This is a genomic window from Chryseobacterium vrystaatense (genome assembly GCF_000737765.1).
Lineage (GTDB): Bacteria > Bacteroidota > Bacteroidia > Flavobacteriales > Weeksellaceae > Chryseobacterium > Chryseobacterium vrystaatense.
This window is the reverse complement of record NZ_JPRI01000007.1, coordinates 105171-124446: the sequence shown is the minus strand read 5'-3', so window position 1 is coordinate 124446 and position 19276 is coordinate 105171. Positions and strand designations below refer to the sequence as shown.

Below are 19276 nucleotides of genomic sequence, written 5' to 3'. Positions count from 1 at the left end.
ACGAAATAATTTAATATATAAACTCGTTCTTGAATATCTATCTACTCCATCAACACCGCTGTTACAAAGTCTGAGCTTTCACAAGTTCAAAACAACCCGTAACATCATATGTTTCTAAACAGTTAGTAGAAAAAAAATAAAAATGTTACACCATTTGGAGAAAAATTTTCATCAAAAAAACACTAAAAAAATTCTATGATTCTCCATATGCTTTATAAACCCGCTGATACAGCCTGTTTTCAAAAAACAGAAATTTTTATTCATGATCCAAAAAAAATAGTCCCGGCAAAAAATTGCCGGGGCCATTCTTATTTTTAAATCTCTTATTCAAAGGATTGGAAGAGAGAACGTATATACTTCTAAAATCTTCGACTAATTGAGTCTGTCCAGAGCCTTCTGCAGTGTATGGATATCTATAAAATTGAGTTTCACCCCCATAATAATAAAAATCAGCAGAACCAGCGTCAAAAACAGGATGATGAATATATATACTGACACAAACCATATCACAGTATTCAGTATATTGCCTGTAAGTCCGAACTTATTCATGAAAAACCTCTGTGAACGCTCAAACCAAGAATTTTTCCGGGTCTTCTTCGGCTCCGTTTCCAGTCCGTTAAGTTCATCTACCAGCCGGACAACATCTTCAATGTATCGGCCGTACATATAATAGATCCAATATTTAATGATGAACCACACCAGCATCAGTGTGATCAGGAAACTGATTCCGAAAATTGCAAGGTTATACTGCACTTCAAAATGGAAATTGATCTTGACAAGCGACAGGAGAAAGGCAAGCGGAATGTAGGCTATATAGTAGGAAATGTAGATTTCTTTCGATATTAAAAGCTGTGTTTTGAGGTTAAACAGATCATAGTTGGTATTAATGCTGCTGTTGCAAAGCATTTTGTAAAGCTTCAGAAAACGGGAATAAAAATAAATAATAGAAGCCAGTGTAAGTACGACGACAAAAGCCGATATGATCACAATATTTTTGTCGCCGGAAGCAAATGGAAATCCCATCAAAAGCATAGGCAGAGTGACGACCATCAACCAGAATTCTGTTTGCATATTAATCTTCAGCATTCGCATCGGCGAATGAATTTCCCGTTGTTTATCCAGAGAAATCTCAGGCAGATCCTGCCTGTTATCTTTATCCCAAAGTTCTTTAAAATTCTCTAACTCCATTTGTTTTTTGTTTTAAATCCGGTCATTCTTTTGGCTTTCAATGATCTCTTTCAGTTTGGTCTTGGCTCTGTTGAGCTTTACGCGGGCATTAACTTCAGTGATCCCCAACTGACGGGCGATTTCTTTGCCCGGAAAATCTTCCAAAAAGAAAAAAATAAGAGCTTTGTCTATAGGGCTGAGCTGATGAATTGCCTCATACATCAGTTTCATATTTCTGTCATCTGCATCATTATAGGATTCATGTGGAACAACAAGATTCTCTATCCCCTGATTTTGTATAAAACTACGTTTTTTTTCGCTGCGCAAAAATACGATAGCGGTATTAAGTGCGGTGCGGTAGAGCCACGTAGAGAAGTCACTTCTTCTCTGGAAATCTCCGTATGATTTCCAGGCCTGATAAATGATCTCCTGATAAAGATCATTCTGATCATCCCGATCGTCCATATACATTTTAGAGATCTTGAATATAACACCTTTATGTTTTTCAATTTTCTCCAAAAATTCTTTTTCCATTAAAGACATGCTCAAAAACTCTACTCGTACAGCAGCATTTTCATGAAAACGCTACTTTTTTAACATAAAAACTAAAAACTCCACGCCTCAAATTACAAAATCCTCAAAAAACAAAGAAATGTATTGAGGATTATTATTTTATGTTAAATAGAATCAAAAAATCTGTCTAAAAAATATAGTCTGTGCTTAAGAAATTAGAATCATGTTCCCGTACGATGGTATTTAATAATTTCTTGTTGGAATCGGTCAGCTTTGCGGCTACCAGAGACCTGATCGAAAAGGAACGCAGCGCATCAAAAACAGAAAGTGTTCCTTCTGCACTGTCTTTTCTTCCCGTAAATGGAAAAACATCCGGTCCGCGCTGTGCCTGGCAATTGATGTTGACACGGCTTACAAGATTCACAAACGGATCGATCAGCCTGGAAACCTCCTGCGGATCTTCACTGAAAATGCTCACCTGCATTCCATGGGATGCATTTACCTGATAATCGACAGGCTCTTCTATGTCTTCAAAAGGAACCACAGGAATCACCGGACCAAACTGTTCTTCGTGATACAGTTTCATATCCCCGTTTACCGGATAGACCACGGCCGGGAAGACAAACGATTCTGTAATAAATCCTCCGTTCTCATTTAAAACTTTCGCTCCTTTTGCCAAAGCATCATCAATGCATTCCTTCAGATAAGAAGGTTTATTGACTTCAGGAAGCGGAGTGACTTTCACCTCTTTTTCCCAGGGAAGTCCCGGCTTCAGTCCAGACACTGCCGCACTTAATTTTTGGGTGAATTCTTCAGCTATTTCTTTTTGAACAAAAATCAGTTTGAGCGCAGTGCAACGCTGTCCGTTGAAGGATAATGCTCCAAGGACACATTCACTTACCGCAACATCCAGATTGGCGTTTTTTGTTACAATCGCGGCATTTTTGGCATCCAGACTGAGGATGGCCCGCAAGCGGTTGACTTTAGGGTGCAGTTTCTTCAGCCCGTTGGCCACTTTACTGGATCCGATAAAGGCCAGAACATTCACCTTTCCGCTTTCCATGATTGGGGTAATGATCTCTGAACCTTTGCCGTACAATGTATTTACTGTTCCTTTCGGAAAGGCTTCTTTGAAGGCATTCAATAATGGATAATGAGCCAAAACACCATGCTTTGGAAGTTTGAACAGGATCGTATTACCCATGATCAGAGCAGGAATCAATGTCGTAAATATCTCATTCAAAGGATAATTGAATGGTCCCATACTCAGGACCACCCCTAACGGAGCCCTTCTGATCTGTGCTATCGTTCCTTCCGCTTCCTGGAATCGGGAAGATTCTCTATCCAGATCTTTCAGTGCATCAATCGTCTGGTTGATATAATCCACTGTTCTGTCGAATTCTTTGGTAGAATCAGAAAGTGTTTTTCCTATCTCCCACATCAGCAGTTTGATGACCAGATCACGCTGCTGGATCATCAGATAAACAAATTTCTGCATGCACTTGATACGTCCTTCTACAGACATCGTCGGCCATTCCCCCAGCCCGTTATCATATGCTTTAACGCAAGCATCAAGAACTTCCATTGCCTGTTCCGGGCCAATATTGGGAATACTTCCCAGAAGTTTTCTTTGGAGACCGTTTTCTGTAGGAATGCAGACCGGAGAATAAATGTTCTGAATATCTCCTTTCCACTCTACCAATTCTCCATTAAGAAGATATACTTTCTGGTGAATTTCGGGAACTTTGAATTCTTCAGGAATTTCGTTTTCGCTTTTAAAAATATCTTGAAATGCCGCTTGATGTACTGAATCCATAAAATTTTATTTTTTGATAATGATGTACTTGTTAAAATTATACAGAATAAAGGTAGCCGTTAAAATCGATTTTGAAAACAGGCCCATGATAGATTTACTCTATTTGACGGGTATTTGAATTAAAATTAATGAACGGCTCACAAAAAAATAATAATTTTGTTAAAAATAAAATTCATGTTTTCAAAAGTAGTTTTAAGTACCTTATTATTTTGCTCCGCATTAGTTTTCGCCCAAAAAAATAAAACAGCACATACCGTTTTGATGAGAGGAACCCAGGTTCATACCTATTCTGCATTGCCAATGGTGAATAAACCTGCACCCAATTTTACGCTTACAGACGTTGATATGCAGGATCAGACTTTAGATTCCTACAAAGGGAAATATGTAATTCTTAATATCTTTCCAAGTGTAGATACAGGGGTGTGCTCTGCTTCTGTACATCATTTCAATGAAGATGCCGGGAATCTTCCGAACACGGTAGTTCTTTGTATCTCTAAGGATTTACCCTTTGCACAAAAAAGATTTTGTGGTGCAGAAGGAATCAAGAACGTGGTGATGCTTTCGGATTTCCGTTCCGATTTTGGATGGAAATATGGGGTGGAACTGATCGACTCTCCTATGAAAGGTCTGTTGAGCAGAGCGGTTGTCGTGATTGATCCTACGGGAAAAATAGTCTATGAAGAACAGGTTGCCGATATTTCACAGGAACCGAATTATGAAGCTGCGATCAACGCTGTAAAAATGTAAGTAGTACTTTTAAAATAATGTAAAAAAATCTCCGGCAATTGGGAACATTGCCGGAGATTTTTTTTGAATTATACAAGGAGGAAACCCAATCAAGATATTCCATTTCTTTGCTTATCTTACATTTTGAGCTCCATTCTTCATTCATCATTTTTAATTTTTCACTCTTCATTTTTATTTTCGTTTACTCGTAATCACAATCACTCCATTTTGTCCTTCCTTCCCATAGAGCTTAACTGCGCCTTCTCCAGACAAAATATTCATGCTCTTTACTTTGTCCGGACTGAGATTTCGCAGTTCAGTTTCAGAAATTCTCTTCTTATCAAGAAAGATGACAGGTTTATTCGCTGGCCCTGAAAGGGGTTTTCCCAAAACCATTGTTCTGTTTTTATAGGCAGGATCATTCGCCGGGTGATTTACATGGAGACCTCCTGTCTGATCTACGGCCTTCACTTTTTCATTTTTCACCTCCTGTGCATGGGCAGTTGCCACCACTCCACTACTTCCCAATAATCCCAATGCAATGGCACCAGTAATTGAAAAATTTAAATTCCGTCCCAGCTGGTCGGCTCTAAATTTCCCACAAATATTTTTGTCGTCGGTAAGACTGTTTACAAGTTCTTCATCAGAAAAGCCGGTAAAGTCCCGGACCGTTTTGGAACAAACCTTACAAAATTTTCCTTTTTCTTCGGAAGTCATCATCACCCAGTTTTCGTGACACGGTTTTGGTATGGTGATTTTCATAGTTTCTTTTCTTATAGAGATGAAAATAAAAAGAGTCCAATTGAAACTTTGCGTTAAATATAGAGATACTATAACAATGAAAAAGGTTGGAAAACTTCTAAATTATTTTTTTGAAATGATGATGTAGTACAAGGCTGGGTACTGATAAAAGTCTGCTATCCTTACATTTTATAAAAAAATTTTGGTCCTTTGGTCCTGATCAGACCAAAAGACAAGCTAATTCCAATAGATAAAGATTGATTGACGCAAAGCTTTATGATAAGAATGGATATTTTAGGAAGCAAAGAAGGAATCAATCCTTGATTGATTAGACGAAGCAAACGTTTTAGCCACCCGCTTAGTCAGCGGTGGAACCGCAACCCTTTGCTTTCCTTAAAATAAAAAGAGTCCAATTGAAACTTTGCGTTAAATATAGAGATACTATAACAATGAAAAAGGTTGGAAAACTTCTAAATTATTTTTTTGAAAGAAGATGAAAAACAATACAAGCTAACCTCTGTTTTTTTTAAGTAATATTTTGCATATTTGTACAAAATACAGCTATGCAAAAAGAAAAACTACGCGAGGTAAGAAAAAGAAAAGGCATTACGCAACAGCAAATCGCAGATATCATTGCAACAGATGTTTCCAACTATAGCAGAAAAGAAAGCGGTGATGTAGGAATCCGAAAAGATGAATGGGAAAAGATCGCCCGATTCCTGGAAGTTCCTGTGGAAGAAATATATGAAGAAGAGGATTTTAGACAAATCAATCATTTTGATAACAATTCAAATAGTAACAACATAGGAAGTGTTAGTGGAAATTTCTACTGTAATGTCCCGGAGTTCCTTCTGGAAAGTCAGAGAGAACTTATAGAATTCCTGAAGAAAGAGAATAAAAGACTGGAAGCAGAATTAACTGTACTTAAAAAGAAAAGGTAAATTCTGATCCATCATTCTTAAGGCAATTTTCATTAGAAAAACAGTTGAAAATCTCCGATTTTCCTGAACCTTAAATAACAAACTTTGCGTCTTTGCAATGCTCCAACAGAAGTATCGTTGGTCATTTGCAAAGACGCAAATTGTATTAAAAGAAACCACTTAAAGTAGATAAAGTAGGCTGAGAACCGAATACATGACCATTCCCAATCCGACATAGGAAAATGGAGCGTTAAGAAAATAGATCCTGTGAACGTTAAGAAAATTCTTATGTCCGAAGCGCGGGACTAAAGTTTAATTCTTAATATAGAGCCATACCGCGCAAGTTTAGAATTTTTAGAGAACAGGATCTATTTTTAGCGGAAGATTCCAGGTCTTGAATTTTTGCTTCTTTTGTTTCAAGACAAAAGAAGATTGACAGAACCCTCACCATAGACAGGGTTGTTTTAAATCAACGGAGGTATCGGGAGGTTTGTTTTAATAGTGGTTGGAAGTTGCGGAGGGATTGGGAGGTTTGGAATGGGGTTGTTTTGAAGTAGAATTATTTTTACAATGAACTCCGTGAAAATACTGATATCATAAAAAAACGACTTTTGTATATTTCACTTTAAAAATATTCTGTGTAATATATACATTTATGGTTTCCCGTATTTATATTCATATCAGGATAAATATATTTGCTTTTAATAAAATACAGATATGGCAAGGAGTGTAAACCAAGCTTTTGAGGAGTTTAACATAAATACCGTAAACTTAATTAAAGAAAATACCGATAATGCTCGCAGTAGCAGAGATTGGCTAATCGATCAACTTATAAATTTTCCTGAAAACATTGAGGATTTTCCGAAAGATCATCCTGAAAAGCATATAAAATATGGATCGTTTGCCAGAAATACAAAAATTAGACCTCTAGATGACATTGATTTAATGTATTGTTTACATGCTTCACATGCATACTATTCAGTTGATATTTTTGATAAAAGTAAATATTATATTCATACTCAGAACTCTTCTGATGAACTAAAAAATCTTTCAGATGATGCTAATATACTAAGTTCAATAAAAGTAGTTAATAAATTAGTTAAAGCGTTAAATACTGTTCCACAGTATTCCAATTCAGAAATCAAAAGAAATCAAGAAGCAGCAGTCCTTAATCTAACATCATATAGTTGGAGTTATGATATAGTACCTTGCTTCTATACTGTACATAATTTTTACTTAATTCCAGATGGATCTGGAAACTGGAAAGCTACAAACCCTGTAATTGATCACGATAATATAAAAAATACAAATCAAACTTATGGTGGTAAAGTTTATCAATTAGTACGAACTCTAAAATATTGGAATATGAATTTCGTAAGTCCTAAAATAGGTTCTTATCTATTTGAAGTATTTATAATTAATTTTGTAAAGTATCAGGGTACTCAAAATGATTTTAATGACATAAATATTAGAAACTTTTTTAACTATTTATATCAAAATATTTTTTATGACGTTAATGATCCAAAAAACATACAAGGAAATATAAATAATTTAACTACTGAAGAACGCGCTAAAATTTCCAAGAAAGCGAAGGAAAGTTACGATTATGCTATTAAAGCTGTAGATTTTGAAATCAACGAAACAAATCAAGAGAAGGCCATTGAAAATTGGCGTAATATCTTTGGTGAAAAATTCCCTAAATATGAATAAAGGTACAGAAATATTACATAATCAAAACCTAGACTCTAATATTGATAAACTACTCGCACAAAGAAGGTTATATTCTAATGCAAAAAAAATAAATTACTTATTAATTATTGTTACAGTAGTAGCTCCAATTTTAATTTCATTTATAACAAATTTTACACAGCTAAAAATTGATGACAAAAATTGGATCTATGTTATATATATGGTCTTAGTAATTACTTGTGAAAAAATATTAGAGATATACATTGACCGAAGTAAAAAAACAGCCGCATCAATACAAGAAAATTTTGATACAACCGTTTTTTCAATCCCTGAAAATAAGACATTAAATACAACTTTTATTGATTTAGATCTAATTAGAAAATATTCAAAAAATGACAGACAAAATATTAAAAAGGTTAGCAAAGTAAAAGATTGGTATTCAACAGAAATAAATACTATTAACACAAATATTGCAATTATATTTTGCCAAAGAATGAATATTTGTTATGACCAAAATATCAAAAAAAAATATAGTAATATATTAGTATCGCTTTCTATATTAACCTTCATCATCCTACTTGCATTTGCTCTGTCAGGTGAATTCGGTTTGAAAAAATTTTTTATAGAAGTCATTTTTCCTTCAATGCCACTTTTTATATTTACATATAAAGAATATAAAACTAATCTAGAAACAGTTGATAATTTACAAAAATTAAGAGAGATTATTGAAGACAAACTACAATCTTCATCCTTAAACGATGTAATAGAAGTTGAAGAATTACGAAAAATACAAGATAGAATTTATCAAAATAGAATATTAAGTCCTTTAATTCCAAATTTTATCTATAATCTGTTATGGGGAGAATTAGAAGATCAGATGAATTATTCTGTTAAAAATAAGATTAATGAACTAAGATAATAAAAAACTACCTTGTAAACTTTGTTAATGAGAGTTTCCCAATTCATCTTCTCACACAAGCGTAAGGAATACAGTAAATTGGTTATATCAAAAATTGATAAATAAAAACCTGCCTCACAGCAGGTTTTTTATATTTTCAAAACTCTCATTATTCCGAGACCTTCGTCAGATGAAAATATCGTGGATCGGGATATTGAAATTCAAAATCTAAATCTGAGATTAGTTTTGCGGGAGATATGGTTCTGCCCTCGGTAGTACGATCTCCTTCGTAAGGCAGATCTTTCTGAGCATTGATGATCTCTTCTTTATTGGGATGCACAGGCGCCACCACATTATATACCTTGGATTGAGACTGGTTGTCCAGCATTTTTTCAACCACAGAGCAAATATCCGCGTAATGGATATGATTCACCAAAAGATCCAGATTGGATATATTATAATTCTTTAAAAGCCTCTGATCACCCATCAATCCTGCTAATCTCAAAATATTGACTTTAGGAAACCTGTCTTTTATAAAACGTTCGCTAGGCACATCGTCCGCAGACTGATCGTCTTCTGTAAATTCTTTATCAATATTGGGATACACTCCGGTAGAACTCATCATGAAGATCTGTCCGCTGTAATCTCCAAGAAATGCCAGAAGATTCCGGGCTCTCTCATGAAGCGGAATTTCGGCCCCTCTTACCCCTGCAAACGGAACCGTAATAATCACTGCGTCCAATTGCGTTGCAACATCCCACACCTTCATGGTTTCAGTTATATCATGGTCGGGAAAGTCTACCAGTGTGGGGTGATATCCTTTGGCAGATAAATCGTTTATTTTAGACTCGGAAGTGGTGGTTGCAAAAATCTCATACTGACCGGATAATTTCTCCGCCATATGACCGCCTAACCAGCCACAGCCTATAATTCCAATTTTTTTCATGATCAAATTTATTGATTTATTTTTTTAAGTTGGTTGAAATTTTCATTAAAAAACGAAACAAACCTGATGGGGCATAAATATACACAAGACAGATTATTCTCTAAAATCACCCATTTGAAATCTCACTATAATAGAAATACAATACGCTTAAAATAATCAGATCATTACTGAAGTCATCATCAGTTTCTATACTATAGTGTTCCTTAAGAAAAAATGTTTGCTTGTATCTTATCTCTGCCATTATCCTGTCCTTATTATCATATAAATATAATTTTTTCTTCAGCCAGCCTTTATGTTCGTACGTGTAGATTTCTGTAAAACTTCCGTAATACAATATCCTGTTTTTCGAAGAATCAGTTTTGAAAACTAATCTGCCGGATTGATCAAAAATATGGATGTCCCTCCACAAAAATCCGGCACTTTTAATTTTATACAATTGATCTCCTATTTTTATTTTCTCATTGAAACCACCGATAAATCCAAATAAAAGCACACCAATAAGCTCTTCTGCTTCATTGAACACCTGCAACGAACTGCTGGATTTCCTTACTTTAAAAAGCTTCATGTGTTAGGGTAATAATTAATGTGGACTGTTTCTACTTTGGCATTGCATATTTTTTCAATGTAAATTTTATTTAAGCATCGTAAATATTTTTTTCCTGAAAATGAAAATTATTATTGCTGAGATGAGCAGTGATAATACAGATAATCCGACCTTAATAATCTCTTCTGTGGATTCATCCAATACATCTTTTGGAGCCTCCTTGCCGTCTGTAATTGCTGATAAAGACGCTATTCTTTGCTTTATAATGGGATCGTTAAAGCCATAAATCACTGCCTTTTCATAATCGCCTAAAGCTTCATTTTTAAATTTCATTAAAAATGCCACATTTCCCAGATCAAATAATAACTGAGCAACAATTTTGTCTTCTGGATTTACAAAGGATATCCGTTCATTTAACTGATAAAAAAGAGATTTACGAAGTTTATATAATTCTTCTTTGGATAGATTTGTCTCAGGATTTCTTTTACTTCCAAAATCAGTCTGAATGAGTGCTTCTGAACTATAAGTTTCGCCTCCTTTAATTTTTGCTTTCAAAATATTGGCGTGGATCCACTCTGAACTGAAATGTGATCCGGGGTTGATTTTAATAGACTTTTCGATCCATTTCAAAGCTTCAATATTGTTGCCCATCAGTTCATATGCTGTACCCATATTAGAAGCTGTAGAGTATCTGCCCGGAGCAATAGATTCAATCCTTTTGTAAAGTTCTATGGCTTCTTTATATTTTTTAAGAATAATCAGGATATATCCTTTATCTGACAAATAATCCAGATTTTTTGTTCTCTTATATTCTTTTTCCAGTCTTCCTAAAGTTTTTTCCAGGTCTTCACGATTATTAAAATGATGACCTCTGGGAACAAATCCCGCAAAATCCATATAAATCATAGTTCCATCTTTGAGTTCTTTAGTTTCTCCATTTAAACAGGCCCATGCCGGAATTGAAAATAAAAAAGAAAATATCAAGCTTAAAACAGATTTTTTCATAGGTGTTTATCAGACGTTTTTAAGGTGAAAACTTTAAAGTTGGTTATCTGCTAAAATAAAAAAACTTTGCTATACAAATACAGCAAAGTTTTTTATTATAATCTAATTTTTGTTGAATTACAACAAATTCTCATCTACAAAATTCGGAAGGGTCACTTTCAGATTCGGTTCTGCTTCCATTGCTCTTTTAATGGCGAAAACCGCACCTTCATTTCTGGCCCAGCTTCTTCTGGAAATTCCATTGTTCACGTCCCAGAAAAGCATGGATTTCAGTCTTCTGTCTGCTTCCTGACTTCCGTCCAGCAGCATTCCAAAACCTCCGTTGATCACTTCGCCCCAGCCTACTCCGCCACCGTTATGGATAGATACCCACGTAGCACCACGGAAACTGTCGCCGATCACATTGTGAATCGCCATATCTGCAGTAAATCTTGACCCGTCATAAATATTGGACGTCTCTCTGTAAGGAGAATCTGTTCCGGAAACATCGTGATGATCCCTTCCCAAAACAACAGGTCCGATTTCTCCGTTTTTAATGGCATTATTGAAAGCTTCGGCAATTTTCATTCTTCCTTCTGCATCTGCATAAAGAATTCTCGCCTGTGAACCAACGACCAGTTTATTCTCCTGAGCCCCTTTGATCCACTGAATATTATCTCTCATCTGCTGCTGAATTTCTTCCGGAGAATTTTTTACCATTTCCTCCAGAACAGCACATGCAATATCATCTGTTTTCTGTAAATCTTCAGGTTTTCCGCTAGCGCATACCCAACGGAACGGCCCGAAACCATAGTCGAAACACATAGGTCCCATAATATCCTGAACATAACTAGGATATTTAAACTCTCTTCCTAGAGTAGGATTTTCTGCCATTACATCTGCCCCTGCTCTGGAAGCTTCCAGTAAAAAGGCATTTCCATAATCGAAAAAATAGGTCCCTTTCTGTGTATGTTTGTTGATCGCTGCAGCGTGTCTTCTTAAAGTTTCCTGAACTTTTTCTTTGAACAGTTCAGGGTTCTCCGCCATCATTGTATTCGACTCTTCAAAACTCTGTCCTGCAGGATAATACCCGCCAGCCCAAGGATTGTGAAGGGATGTCTGATCTGAACCGATATCTATTTTCAGATTTTTCTCGTCAAACTTTTCCCAAACCTCAACAATGTTTCCAAGGTAGGCCAGAGAAACAGTTTCTTTATTTTCCTGAGCTTTTTTTACTCTTTCTACCAGCTCATCAAGGTTTTCGAAAATTTCATTAACCCACTTCTGCTCATGACGGATTTTAGTGATCTTAGGATTTACTTCAGCACATACAGTAACACAACCTGCAATATTTCCTGCTTTTGGCTGTGCTCCACTCATTCCTCCTAATCCTGAGGTTACAAAAAGTCCGCCCTGCGGTTCTTTTTTGATCTTTCTGAAAGCATTCAGAACAGTAATCGTTGTTCCGTGAACAATTCCCTGCGGACCTATATACATATAACTTCCTGCCGTCATCTGTCCGTATTGGGTAACCCCTAACGCATTGAATTTTTCCCAGTCATCCGGCTTGGAATAGTTGGGAATCATCATTCCGTTGGTTACCACTACTCTTGGAGCATCTTTATGTGAAGGGAAAAGTCCCATCGGATGTCCTGAATACATCGTTAAAGTCTGCTCATCCGTCATTTCAGACAGATATTTCATCGTCAGAAGATACTGAGCCCAGTTGGAGAAAACAGCTCCATTCCCACCATAAGTAATCAGCTCATGAGGATGCTGTGCCACTGCATAATCCAGGTTGTTCTGGATCATGAGCATAATCGCTTTCGCCTGCTCTGATTTTCCAGGATATTCGGAAATAGAACGGGCTTTCATCTCATAATCCGGACGGAATCTGTACATATAAATTCTTCCATACTTCTCCAGTTCCTCCTTAAATTCAGGCAGCAATTCTGCATGAAACTGAGGCTCGAAATAACGTAAAGCATTCTTAAGAGCGAGTTTTTTCTCTTCTTCTCCTAAAATTTCTTTACGCTTCGGTGCATGGTTGATATTGGTTTCGTATGGTTTAGGCTGTGGCAGCTGATTTGGAATCCCCTGCTGTATCTGTTCTTGAAATGTCATATTGCTATTTAGTTCAATGTTTAGAATTCAACTTTTTGAAGTTTTAAAGATATTCAAATTAGGAAATATAGGCAAGTAAAAGGCAAAATCACTGATCTGTTCAATCTGTGATCCATTACAGGATAATCCATCATTCAATTTAATGCTATATTTGAAAATACACACCTTAATTCCCCTCCTTTGGAGGGGTGGATTTCAAAATTCAATGAATTTTGGAAGACGGGGTGATTAAAAATAAACACATCATGAAAGAAATACTTACCCACATCAAAGGGTTTTCCATTCAAAGAAACTTTGTAACAAATCTCCCTTATAATCATTATCTAAAATGCCTTCTGAAAGAAAAACGAAAGGCGCGAATTCTTGGAGAAGTCCTGTTCTGGAAAAAAGTAAGAGCAAAAAAAATTTCATAATATTGACTTCGACCGGCAAAGAATCATTGGAAATTATATTGTCGATTTTTATGTAAAAATACTTGGATTGGTTATTGAAATTGACGGCTCCAGTCATGATGAAAAAGAAGTTTATGACGGAATCAGACAGGAATATCTGGAGTCTTTGGGACTTTTGGTTTTTAGAATCACAGATTTTGATATAAGGAATAATATTGCTTTTGTTATGAAGGATCTGGAGTATTTTATTATTCTGCACTATGGAACCACCCCGTCTTCAAAAATTCTTTAATTTTTGAATCCACCCCTCCGGAGGGGGGGAATGGGTATCCCTTAGAAAATGGAGGGGTTTTCAAAAATAAAAAACCTCACTGAAATTCAGTAAGGTTTCTATTATTTATACGGTCAGGATTTACGTTAGAACGTCATCATTTTCCTCTTCGTGGTCATCTGCATTATCGCTGCGGCTCCAATAATTGTTTTCTTCGTCCTCAGATCCTATCTCTTCCATATTATCGTCATCTTCAGTGCCGGGAATGTCTAACCCTTTATCAATTTTATCATCATCCTCTTCATTGAGGATAGGATTTCCGTCACCATCAAGCGGAATATGTTTTTCTTTATTAAAGATATCTTCATTAGGATTATAATCCATCTCTTCTAACTTTCTGTTCTGTTCGTTGGTATTATCTTCTGGTATCATAACAATTGTATTTAATGTTACTCATACAGAACAAAAACGGTTCCAACCTTCCTCTTTATTCCTGCTGATTGATAAAAAATATCAGAAACTTCCTTGATACTTTCAAAAAAAATCGGAAAGATGATTCTTTCCAATTTTTCAATGATTACAGGTCTGCCAATTATCCGGTATATACTTCAGGATTGGCACAGTAAGGTAATTTTTCACCTTTAGAGAAAGCGATGATATTTTCTGCGGCCATCCTTGCCATTCCTGTTCTCGCTTCAATGGTGGCAGAACCAATATGTGGCAGCACACATACGTTAGACAATTCCAAAAGCGGACTTTCTTTAGACATGGGTTCCGGATTGGTAACATCTAATCCTGCTCCCCATATCTGTTTTGAAACCAATGCTTCGTACAAATCCTTTTCATTCTGAAAACCACCTCTTGCTGTATTGATGAAAATAGCATTGTCTTTCATTTTTACAAAAACAGAACTGTTGAAAAGTTCTTTCTGCTCAGGGGTAAAATTCGCATGAACACTCAGTACATCTGACTGCGCAATCAGTTCTTCGAAAGAAACATAGGTTGCATTCAGCTCTTTCTCGGCTTCTTCATTTTGATTACGGTTATGATAAATAATATTCATATCAAAGGCTTTTTGAGACTTTTTGGCCATTTCAAAACCAATTCTTCCCAAACCTAATATCCCCAATGTTTTCCCATAGAGTTCCTGTCCCAAAGCATGCAGAGGATCGAAATCTCCCCAGTTCCCGTCTTTCACTTTCTGAAAATTATAACTTGCTCTTCTGGCTACTGACTGCATGAGCAGAAATGCTATATCTGAAGTCGCTTTACTGAGTACATCAGGGGTATTTCCTATGGGAATGTTTCTTCGGTTGGCTTCATCAATATCGACATGATCAAAACCTACGGAATATAATGCGATCGTCTTTATATTGGGGCACTGAGTAAAAAAATCCTTATCGTATTTAAATTCTCCTCCAATGCTTAAAACAGCATCATGATTCTGACAGTAGATCAGCCATTCTTCATGAGAAAGGTTGTCATGTTCAGGGATAAAAACTTCCAGCCCCGCTTCTTTCAGCATATTGATTCCTGCTTCAGGAATTCTTCTGTTTACAAATACTTTCATGTTCTATTTTGATTTAATTTCGTTTTTTAATGGAGTCCATAAAAAACCTCACTCCTGTTAAAAGTGAGGTTCTTTAACTTTAGTATTAAAATTATTGATTTCGTCTTATTGATCTTTATTTTTATCCCAGGCTTCTGAAGCCATCTCCTGAATTTCTTCCCAAACATCCTTTGCCGATTTTTGGGTGTGCGCCATAAATCCCTGTTTGGTAGGTTCCTGATTCTTAGTTTTCATATCATTCATATAGTCCTTCACCTGCTGCCCAAAACTTTCTACATGATATCCTGGATTATTATGCAGGTTTTTCTGAATATTACTAAAATCGTGTGATGATTTAAATCTATTCGTGTCCATAATAATAAAAATTTAAGTGATTAGGTTTTCAAATGAATTCAATTACCATTCCGAAGCGGTCTTAATGTTTATTAAAAAAAAATAAAACTCTTTTTAACCAAAAACCACAGATTCAACGAAGGTAAAAGGCAGATTTTTTTTATAACACTTTAGTTTATTTGTAAGTACACCAGGTTTTTATAAAAATCAAAGATTTATGGAATAGAATAAAAAATATATCTTTTTTAGTTAAGCATAATATAAGAGAGAATATCAACCCAAAAAGCCCAAAGGTTTGGTAACACTTTAGTTATTTAAATTAAAATATCGTGCATATGAAGTACACTTAAGTTTTTATGAAAATCTTCGATTTCTTCTTAGGTACTCTAATTGATTTAAATAAATTAAATTTTTTTGACTTTTGCGGTTAAAAAAATCTCTGTTAATGATTGGTATTTCCCAGCATCGGAACAAATTTATAAGCTCCGAATTCCTCTTTTTCAAACTGGGTAGGAGCTGTTTTCGTAAACCTGTATAAAATCTGCTCATCGGTAGGTCCTAAAGGAATAACCATCTTTCCTCCAACATTAAGCTGTTTCAGTAACTCTATAGGTAAGACGGAAGCTCCGCAGGTGATAATGATCTTATCAAAAGGGGCAAATGTAGGAAGACCTGCAAAACCATCCCCAAAACTCTGGAATTTAGGGCTTAAATGCAGTTCGCGAAATTTTTTCTTTGAGAAATCAAACAGATCTTTCTGCCTTTCTACCGTATACACCAAAGCTTTCATTGCCAATAGCACAGCGGTTTGATATCCGCATCCTGTTCCGATCTCCAGTACTTTTTCTCCTGGTTTTACCTGCAGCAATTCTGACTGTTCCGCCACTGTTGAAGGATGGGATATAGTCTGGTGTGATAAAATTGGAAAGGCCCGGTCTTCATAGGCAAAATCTTCAAAAATACTTTCGATGAAAAGGTGTCTCGGAACTTCACTCATTGCCGAAAGTACATTTTCATCTGAGATCCCGATCTTATGTCTTAAGTATTCGACCAAGATTTTTCTTTTTCCTTTGTGTACAAACGAATCATGCATCATTAGTAAGATAGTAGTTATTAAGTTACGGGTACTAGTTTCTACAAAAGTAAAAAAACTATCAATACTTATCAACCTAAATGCAACAACGTATTTCCTAATACCTAAAATTCTTATCTTTACACAAATTAAAAATCTATGTTAAAAGCAGGTTTGGTAGGTGCCGGACATCTGGGAAAGATCCACTTAAGACTTCTTAACCAGTCAGATAAATACGAGCTGATAGGTTTCCACGATAAAGATACTGAAAACGGAAAAAAAATAGAAGCTGAATTCGGGTATAAATATTTTGAAAATTTTGATGAACTTCTTGACCAGATTGATATGCTGGATATTGTGACTCCCACAGTTTATCATTATGATTATGCATTAAAAGCGATTGAAAAAGGGCTGCATTTCTTCATTGAAAAACCAGTGACCCAAACGCTCGAACAGGCAGAAGAAATCCTTCAAAAATGCCAGGAAAACGGCATCAAGGCACAGGTAGGACATGTGGAAAGATATAATCCCGCTTTTATTGCAACGAAAGAATATATCAAAAATCCTATGTTCATAGAAATCCACAGACTGGCGGAATTTAATCCAAGAGGAACGGATGTTTCTGTAGTTCTGGACCTTATGATCCACGATTTGGATATTCTGTTGAGCATGGCCAAATCTAAGGTTAAAAACATTCATGCAAGCGGTGTTTGTGTAGTAAGCAAAACGCCTGATATCGCGAATGCCAGAATAGAATTTGAGAATGGCTGTGTAGCAAACCTTACCACTTCAAGAATTTCAATGAAAGCGATGAGAAAAAGCCGTTTTTTCCAGAAAGACGCATATATCTCCGTGGACTTCCTTGAGAAAAAAGCAGAAGTGATCAGAATGAAAGACGCTCCCGAAACGCCCACTCCTTTTGACATGATCATTGAGAATGCTGATGGAGAAAAAAATCAGATCTTATTTGAATATCCAAACATCCAGCCTAATAATGCAATCCTTGACGAATTAAATTCTTTTGCAGATGCCATCACAGACGGCAAAAATGTAGAAGTTTCTCTGGAAGACGGGACTGAAGCTTTAAAGGTCGCTTTGGAAATTGTAAAACTGATTTCCTAATCCGATTATTTTAAATTAAAGTAAATATTTATCTTAAACTCCAGTTTCCTTCCAAAAAGGATCTGTCTAATACAGCATTATGAAAAAAATAGGACTGTTTCTTCTTTTGATTTCATCATTGGCAGCTGCCCAGAAATCTGCTTTAGAACAAAAAATAAGCAGTATCACTCAAGGTAAAAAAGCTACCGTCGGGGTTTCTGTTCTTGGTTTTGAAAACAATTTTAAATACAGTAAAAACGGAGATAAGAAACTTCCTACTTTAAGTGTTTTCAAATTTCATATTGCCTGTGCGGTTTTAGATCTTGTAGATCAGAAGAAACTTTCACTAGAACAGAAACTTTTTTTAAAAAAAGAGGATTTGCTGGAAAATACATGGTCACCAATCCGCGAGAAATATCCTGAAGCTAATGTTTCCCTGTCTCTTAGCGAAATACTTGATTATACAGTTTCACTAAGTGATAATAATGGATGCGATATCCTGTTGAGACTTATTGGCGGACCACAAACTGTTCAGAAGTTCATGGATTCCAAAGGTGTAAAAGATTTCCAGATCAAATACAACGAAGATGAGATGCACAAAAAGAACTGGAAAGCACTCTATGAGAATTACAGCACGCCTAACTCTGCTGTGCAGGTTCTGAAAAAGTTCTATGACGGAGCATTGCTTTCTAAAAAATCTACAGATTACTTAATGCAAATTATGCTGGGAACTAAAACAGGAACCAATAAAATTATTGAACAATTACCAAAAGGAACCCCTGTCGCTCACAAAACAGGTTCTTCCGGTAAACCTGATAATGTGCTTACCGTTGCAGAAAATGATATGGGAATTATCACCCTTCCAAACGGAAAACATTATGCAATTGCCATATTTGTAAGCAATTCCACCGAAACTGAAGTGGTGAACTGTAAAATAGTTTCTGATATTTCAAAGGCAGTCTGGGACGATTTTAATAAGTAAAATATTAAGCTTATTTTTAAAGCTGAGAAATGGGCAATCTCCTTCTTCTCTACAGAATATCCTTGATATGAAAAAATTAATATTATCAGCACTATTCTTCTGCTCCACATTCTTTTTTTCACAGAAGAACCAGAGCTATGCAGTGATAAGCTACAGCAGTATCTGTTGTGGAACACCAACTTCAAAACCTGTGATGGATTATCTAAAACAATTTGAAGATAGTAATCGCCTGAACACTTTTGAAGTTATAACCCAGACAGGACTTGGAAAAGAAGGGGAGCATAATTTTTATATAGGAATAGATGCGCTGGACAAAAAGCAAAAATCTACGTTCTTTAAGGGTCTTCAATCTGTGATAGATTCTCAAAATAAAAATAGAAGAAAGAACAGTGACGGTTTTGTAGGTTTTGACCCTGCGGTGACCGTTCATAAGGCTGATTTAACAAAATTTAAAAATTTAATTATCTCTAAAAAATAAAGAATAAAA

At 35.7% G+C, this 19276-nt stretch carries 21 protein-coding genes; 9 read left to right on the top strand and 12 right to left on the bottom strand.

Annotated elements, in window-relative coordinates; translation table 11 throughout:
* Positions 1 to 372: 372 nt before the first annotated feature.
* From IW16_RS17470 to IW16_RS17460, 3 genes are all read right to left on the bottom strand, one after another.
* A complete protein-coding gene (locus IW16_RS17470) occupies positions 373 to 1188 on the bottom strand; it encodes a hypothetical protein (RefSeq protein ID WP_034747260.1) in 816 nt (271 codons plus the stop codon).
* A 12-nt stretch (positions 1189 to 1200) separates the two neighbouring features.
* Entirely contained in the window at positions 1201 to 1710 is a 510-nt protein-coding gene (locus IW16_RS17465; protein WP_034747257.1) for an RNA polymerase sigma factor, read from the bottom strand.
* Positions 1711 to 1867: 157 nt separating this feature from the next.
* Complete coding sequence (locus tag IW16_RS17460) at positions 1868 to 3496, bottom strand: NADP-dependent glyceraldehyde-3-phosphate dehydrogenase (RefSeq protein WP_034747254.1); 1629 nt, start codon at positions 3494 to 3496, stop codon at positions 1868 to 1870.
* A gap of 174 nt (positions 3497 to 3670) precedes the next feature.
* On the opposite strand from IW16_RS17460, the gene tpx reads away from it, so the two are divergent.
* On the top strand, positions 3671 to 4243 hold the full coding sequence (tpx, locus tag IW16_RS17455; RefSeq protein ID WP_084694578.1) for a thiol peroxidase: 573 nt from the start codon (positions 3671 to 3673) through the stop codon (positions 4241 to 4243).
* A gap of 171 nt (positions 4244 to 4414) precedes the next feature.
* Here tpx and IW16_RS17445 read toward each other — a convergent pair whose 3' ends face one another.
* Positions 4415 to 4984, bottom strand: coding sequence for a hypothetical protein (locus IW16_RS17445; RefSeq protein ID WP_034747249.1), 570 nt, complete (start codon positions 4982 to 4984; stop codon positions 4415 to 4417).
* Positions 4985 to 5526: 542 nt separating this feature from the next.
* Between IW16_RS17445 and IW16_RS17440 the strand changes: the two genes are divergently transcribed.
* From IW16_RS17440 to IW16_RS17430, 3 genes are all read left to right on the top strand, one after another.
* Positions 5527 to 5904 (top strand): helix-turn-helix transcriptional regulator, encoded by a 378-nt coding sequence (locus IW16_RS17440; RefSeq protein ID WP_034747246.1) that lies wholly within the window; start codon positions 5527 to 5529, stop codon positions 5902 to 5904.
* 696 nt (positions 5905 to 6600) lie between these two features.
* Positions 6601 to 7593, top strand: coding sequence for an SMODS domain-containing nucleotidyltransferase (locus tag IW16_RS17435; RefSeq protein ID WP_034747243.1), 993 nt, complete (start codon positions 6601 to 6603; stop codon positions 7591 to 7593).
* Positions 7586 to 8491 (top strand): S-4TM family putative pore-forming effector, encoded by a 906-nt coding sequence (locus IW16_RS17430; RefSeq protein WP_034747241.1) that lies wholly within the window; start codon positions 7586 to 7588, stop codon positions 8489 to 8491. The genes IW16_RS17435 and IW16_RS17430 overlap by 8 nt, the downstream gene beginning before the upstream one ends.
* A gap of 148 nt (positions 8492 to 8639) precedes the next feature.
* On the opposite strand, the gene IW16_RS17425 is transcribed toward IW16_RS17430, so the two are convergent.
* The 4 genes from IW16_RS17425 to IW16_RS17410 form a co-directional block, all read right to left on the bottom strand.
* Positions 8640 to 9416: a Rossmann-fold NAD(P)-binding domain-containing protein gene (locus IW16_RS17425; RefSeq protein ID WP_034747239.1), complete on the bottom strand. Its 777-nt coding sequence runs from the start codon at positions 9414 to 9416 to the stop codon at positions 8640 to 8642.
* A 106-nt stretch (positions 9417 to 9522) separates the two neighbouring features.
* The gene (locus IW16_RS17420; protein ID WP_131327927.1) at positions 9523 to 9981 is read right to left on the bottom strand and encodes a hypothetical protein; all 459 of its coding nucleotides are present in this window, start codon (positions 9979 to 9981) and stop codon (positions 9523 to 9525) included.
* 66 nt (positions 9982 to 10047) lie between these two features.
* Positions 10048 to 10965: a tetratricopeptide repeat protein gene (locus IW16_RS17415; RefSeq protein ID WP_051890396.1), complete on the bottom strand. Its 918-nt coding sequence runs from the start codon at positions 10963 to 10965 to the stop codon at positions 10048 to 10050.
* Positions 10966 to 11082: 117 nt separating this feature from the next.
* On the bottom strand, positions 11083 to 13068 hold the full coding sequence (locus IW16_RS17410) for a urocanate hydratase (protein ID WP_034747234.1): 1986 nt from the start codon (positions 13066 to 13068) through the stop codon (positions 11083 to 11085).
* A gap of 245 nt (positions 13069 to 13313) precedes the next feature.
* Here IW16_RS17410 and IW16_RS26995 point away from each other — a divergent pair, with 245 nt between their 5' ends.
* Both IW16_RS26995 and IW16_RS26990 read left to right on the top strand, forming a co-directional pair.
* On the top strand, positions 13314 to 13481 hold the full coding sequence (locus IW16_RS26995) for a hypothetical protein (RefSeq protein WP_228376956.1): 168 nt from the start codon (positions 13314 to 13316) through the stop codon (positions 13479 to 13481).
* 1 nt (position 13482) lies between these two features.
* Positions 13483 to 13752, top strand: coding sequence for an endonuclease domain-containing protein (locus IW16_RS26990; RefSeq protein ID WP_228376961.1), 270 nt, complete (start codon positions 13483 to 13485; stop codon positions 13750 to 13752).
* A 120-nt stretch (positions 13753 to 13872) separates the two neighbouring features.
* Here IW16_RS26990 and IW16_RS17400 read toward each other — a convergent pair whose 3' ends face one another.
* From IW16_RS17400 to IW16_RS17385, 4 genes are all read right to left on the bottom strand, one after another.
* On the bottom strand, positions 13873 to 14163 hold the full coding sequence (locus IW16_RS17400) for a hypothetical protein (protein WP_034747232.1): 291 nt from the start codon (positions 14161 to 14163) through the stop codon (positions 13873 to 13875).
* Positions 14164 to 14323: 160 nt separating this feature from the next.
* Positions 14324 to 15301 (bottom strand): 2-hydroxyacid dehydrogenase, encoded by a 978-nt coding sequence (locus tag IW16_RS17395; RefSeq protein ID WP_034747229.1) that lies wholly within the window; start codon positions 15299 to 15301, stop codon positions 14324 to 14326.
* Positions 15302 to 15406: 105 nt separating this feature from the next.
* The gene (locus IW16_RS17390; protein WP_034747226.1) at positions 15407 to 15655 is read right to left on the bottom strand and encodes a hypothetical protein; all 249 of its coding nucleotides are present in this window, start codon (positions 15653 to 15655) and stop codon (positions 15407 to 15409) included.
* Positions 15656 to 16076: 421 nt separating this feature from the next.
* Positions 16077 to 16727 (bottom strand): protein-L-isoaspartate(D-aspartate) O-methyltransferase, encoded by a 651-nt coding sequence (locus IW16_RS17385; RefSeq protein WP_034747629.1) that lies wholly within the window; start codon positions 16725 to 16727, stop codon positions 16077 to 16079.
* Between the two features lie 138 nt (positions 16728 to 16865).
* On the opposite strand from IW16_RS17385, the gene IW16_RS17380 reads away from it, so the two are divergent.
* The 3 genes from IW16_RS17380 to IW16_RS17370 all read left to right on the top strand — a co-directional run bounded on the left by IW16_RS17380 (position 16866) and on the right by IW16_RS17370 (position 19267).
* Positions 16866 to 17828 (top strand): Gfo/Idh/MocA family protein, encoded by a 963-nt coding sequence (locus tag IW16_RS17380; RefSeq protein WP_034747224.1) that lies wholly within the window; start codon positions 16866 to 16868, stop codon positions 17826 to 17828.
* Positions 17829 to 17907: 79 nt separating this feature from the next.
* Positions 17908 to 18789 (top strand): CGA/CIA family class A beta-lactamase, encoded by an 882-nt coding sequence (gene bla-A, locus IW16_RS17375; protein WP_034747221.1) that lies wholly within the window; start codon positions 17908 to 17910, stop codon positions 18787 to 18789.
* 67 nt (positions 18790 to 18856) lie between these two features.
* On the top strand, positions 18857 to 19267 hold the full coding sequence (locus IW16_RS17370) for a hypothetical protein (RefSeq protein ID WP_034747218.1): 411 nt from the start codon (positions 18857 to 18859) through the stop codon (positions 19265 to 19267).
* Positions 19268 to 19276 lie beyond the last annotated feature (9 nt).

What these genes read in the sequence shown, in the direction of transcription:
- IW16_RS17400 (WP_034747232.1), bottom strand. Translation starts at nt 14,163, where the DNA reads ATGATACCAGAAGATAATACCAACGAACAGAACAGAAAGTTAGAAGAG.
- IW16_RS17465 (WP_034747257.1), bottom strand. Translation starts at nt 1,710, where the DNA reads ATGTCTTTAATGGAAAAAGAATTTTTGGAGAAAATTGAAAAACATAAA.
- IW16_RS17470 (WP_034747260.1), bottom strand. Translation starts at nt 1,188, where the DNA reads ATGGAGTTAGAGAATTTTAAAGAACTTTGGGATAAAGATAACAGGCAG.
- IW16_RS26995 (WP_228376956.1), top strand. Translation starts at nt 13,314, where the DNA reads ATGAAAGAAATACTTACCCACATCAAAGGGTTTTCCATTCAAAGAAAC.
- IW16_RS17380 (WP_034747224.1), top strand. Translation starts at nt 16,866, where the DNA reads ATGTTAAAAGCAGGTTTGGTAGGTGCCGGACATCTGGGAAAGATCCAC.
- bla-A (WP_034747221.1), top strand. Translation starts at nt 17,908, where the DNA reads ATGAAAAAAATAGGACTGTTTCTTCTTTTGATTTCATCATTGGCAGCT.
- IW16_RS17420 (WP_131327927.1), bottom strand. Translation starts at nt 9,981, where the DNA reads ATGAAGCTTTTTAAAGTAAGGAAATCCAGCAGTTCGTTGCAGGTGTTC.
- IW16_RS17440 (WP_034747246.1), top strand. Translation starts at nt 5,527, where the DNA reads ATGCAAAAAGAAAAACTACGCGAGGTAAGAAAAAGAAAAGGCATTACG.
- IW16_RS17385 (WP_034747629.1), bottom strand. Translation starts at nt 16,727, where the DNA reads ATGCATGATTCGTTTGTACACAAAGGAAAAAGAAAAATCTTGGTCGAA.
- IW16_RS17390 (WP_034747226.1), bottom strand. Translation starts at nt 15,655, where the DNA reads ATGGACACGAATAGATTTAAATCATCACACGATTTTAGTAATATTCAG.
- IW16_RS17425 (WP_034747239.1), bottom strand. Translation starts at nt 9,416, where the DNA reads ATGAAAAAAATTGGAATTATAGGCTGTGGCTGGTTAGGCGGTCATATG.
- tpx (WP_084694578.1), top strand. Translation starts at nt 3,671, where the DNA reads ATGTTTTCAAAAGTAGTTTTAAGTACCTTATTATTTTGCTCCGCATTA.
- IW16_RS17430 (WP_034747241.1), top strand. Translation starts at nt 7,586, where the DNA reads ATGAATAAAGGTACAGAAATATTACATAATCAAAACCTAGACTCTAAT.
- IW16_RS17370 (WP_034747218.1), top strand. Translation starts at nt 18,857, where the DNA reads ATGAAAAAATTAATATTATCAGCACTATTCTTCTGCTCCACATTCTTT.
- IW16_RS17395 (WP_034747229.1), bottom strand. Translation starts at nt 15,301, where the DNA reads ATGAAAGTATTTGTAAACAGAAGAATTCCTGAAGCAGGAATCAATATG.
- IW16_RS17445 (WP_034747249.1), bottom strand. Translation starts at nt 4,984, where the DNA reads ATGAAAATCACCATACCAAAACCGTGTCACGAAAACTGGGTGATGATG.
- IW16_RS17415 (WP_051890396.1), bottom strand. Translation starts at nt 10,965, where the DNA reads ATGAAAAAATCTGTTTTAAGCTTGATATTTTCTTTTTTATTTTCAATT.
- IW16_RS17460 (WP_034747254.1), bottom strand. Translation starts at nt 3,496, where the DNA reads ATGGATTCAGTACATCAAGCGGCATTTCAAGATATTTTTAAAAGCGAA.
- IW16_RS17435 (WP_034747243.1), top strand. Translation starts at nt 6,601, where the DNA reads ATGGCAAGGAGTGTAAACCAAGCTTTTGAGGAGTTTAACATAAATACC.
- IW16_RS17410 (WP_034747234.1), bottom strand. Translation starts at nt 13,068, where the DNA reads ATGACATTTCAAGAACAGATACAGCAGGGGATTCCAAATCAGCTGCCA.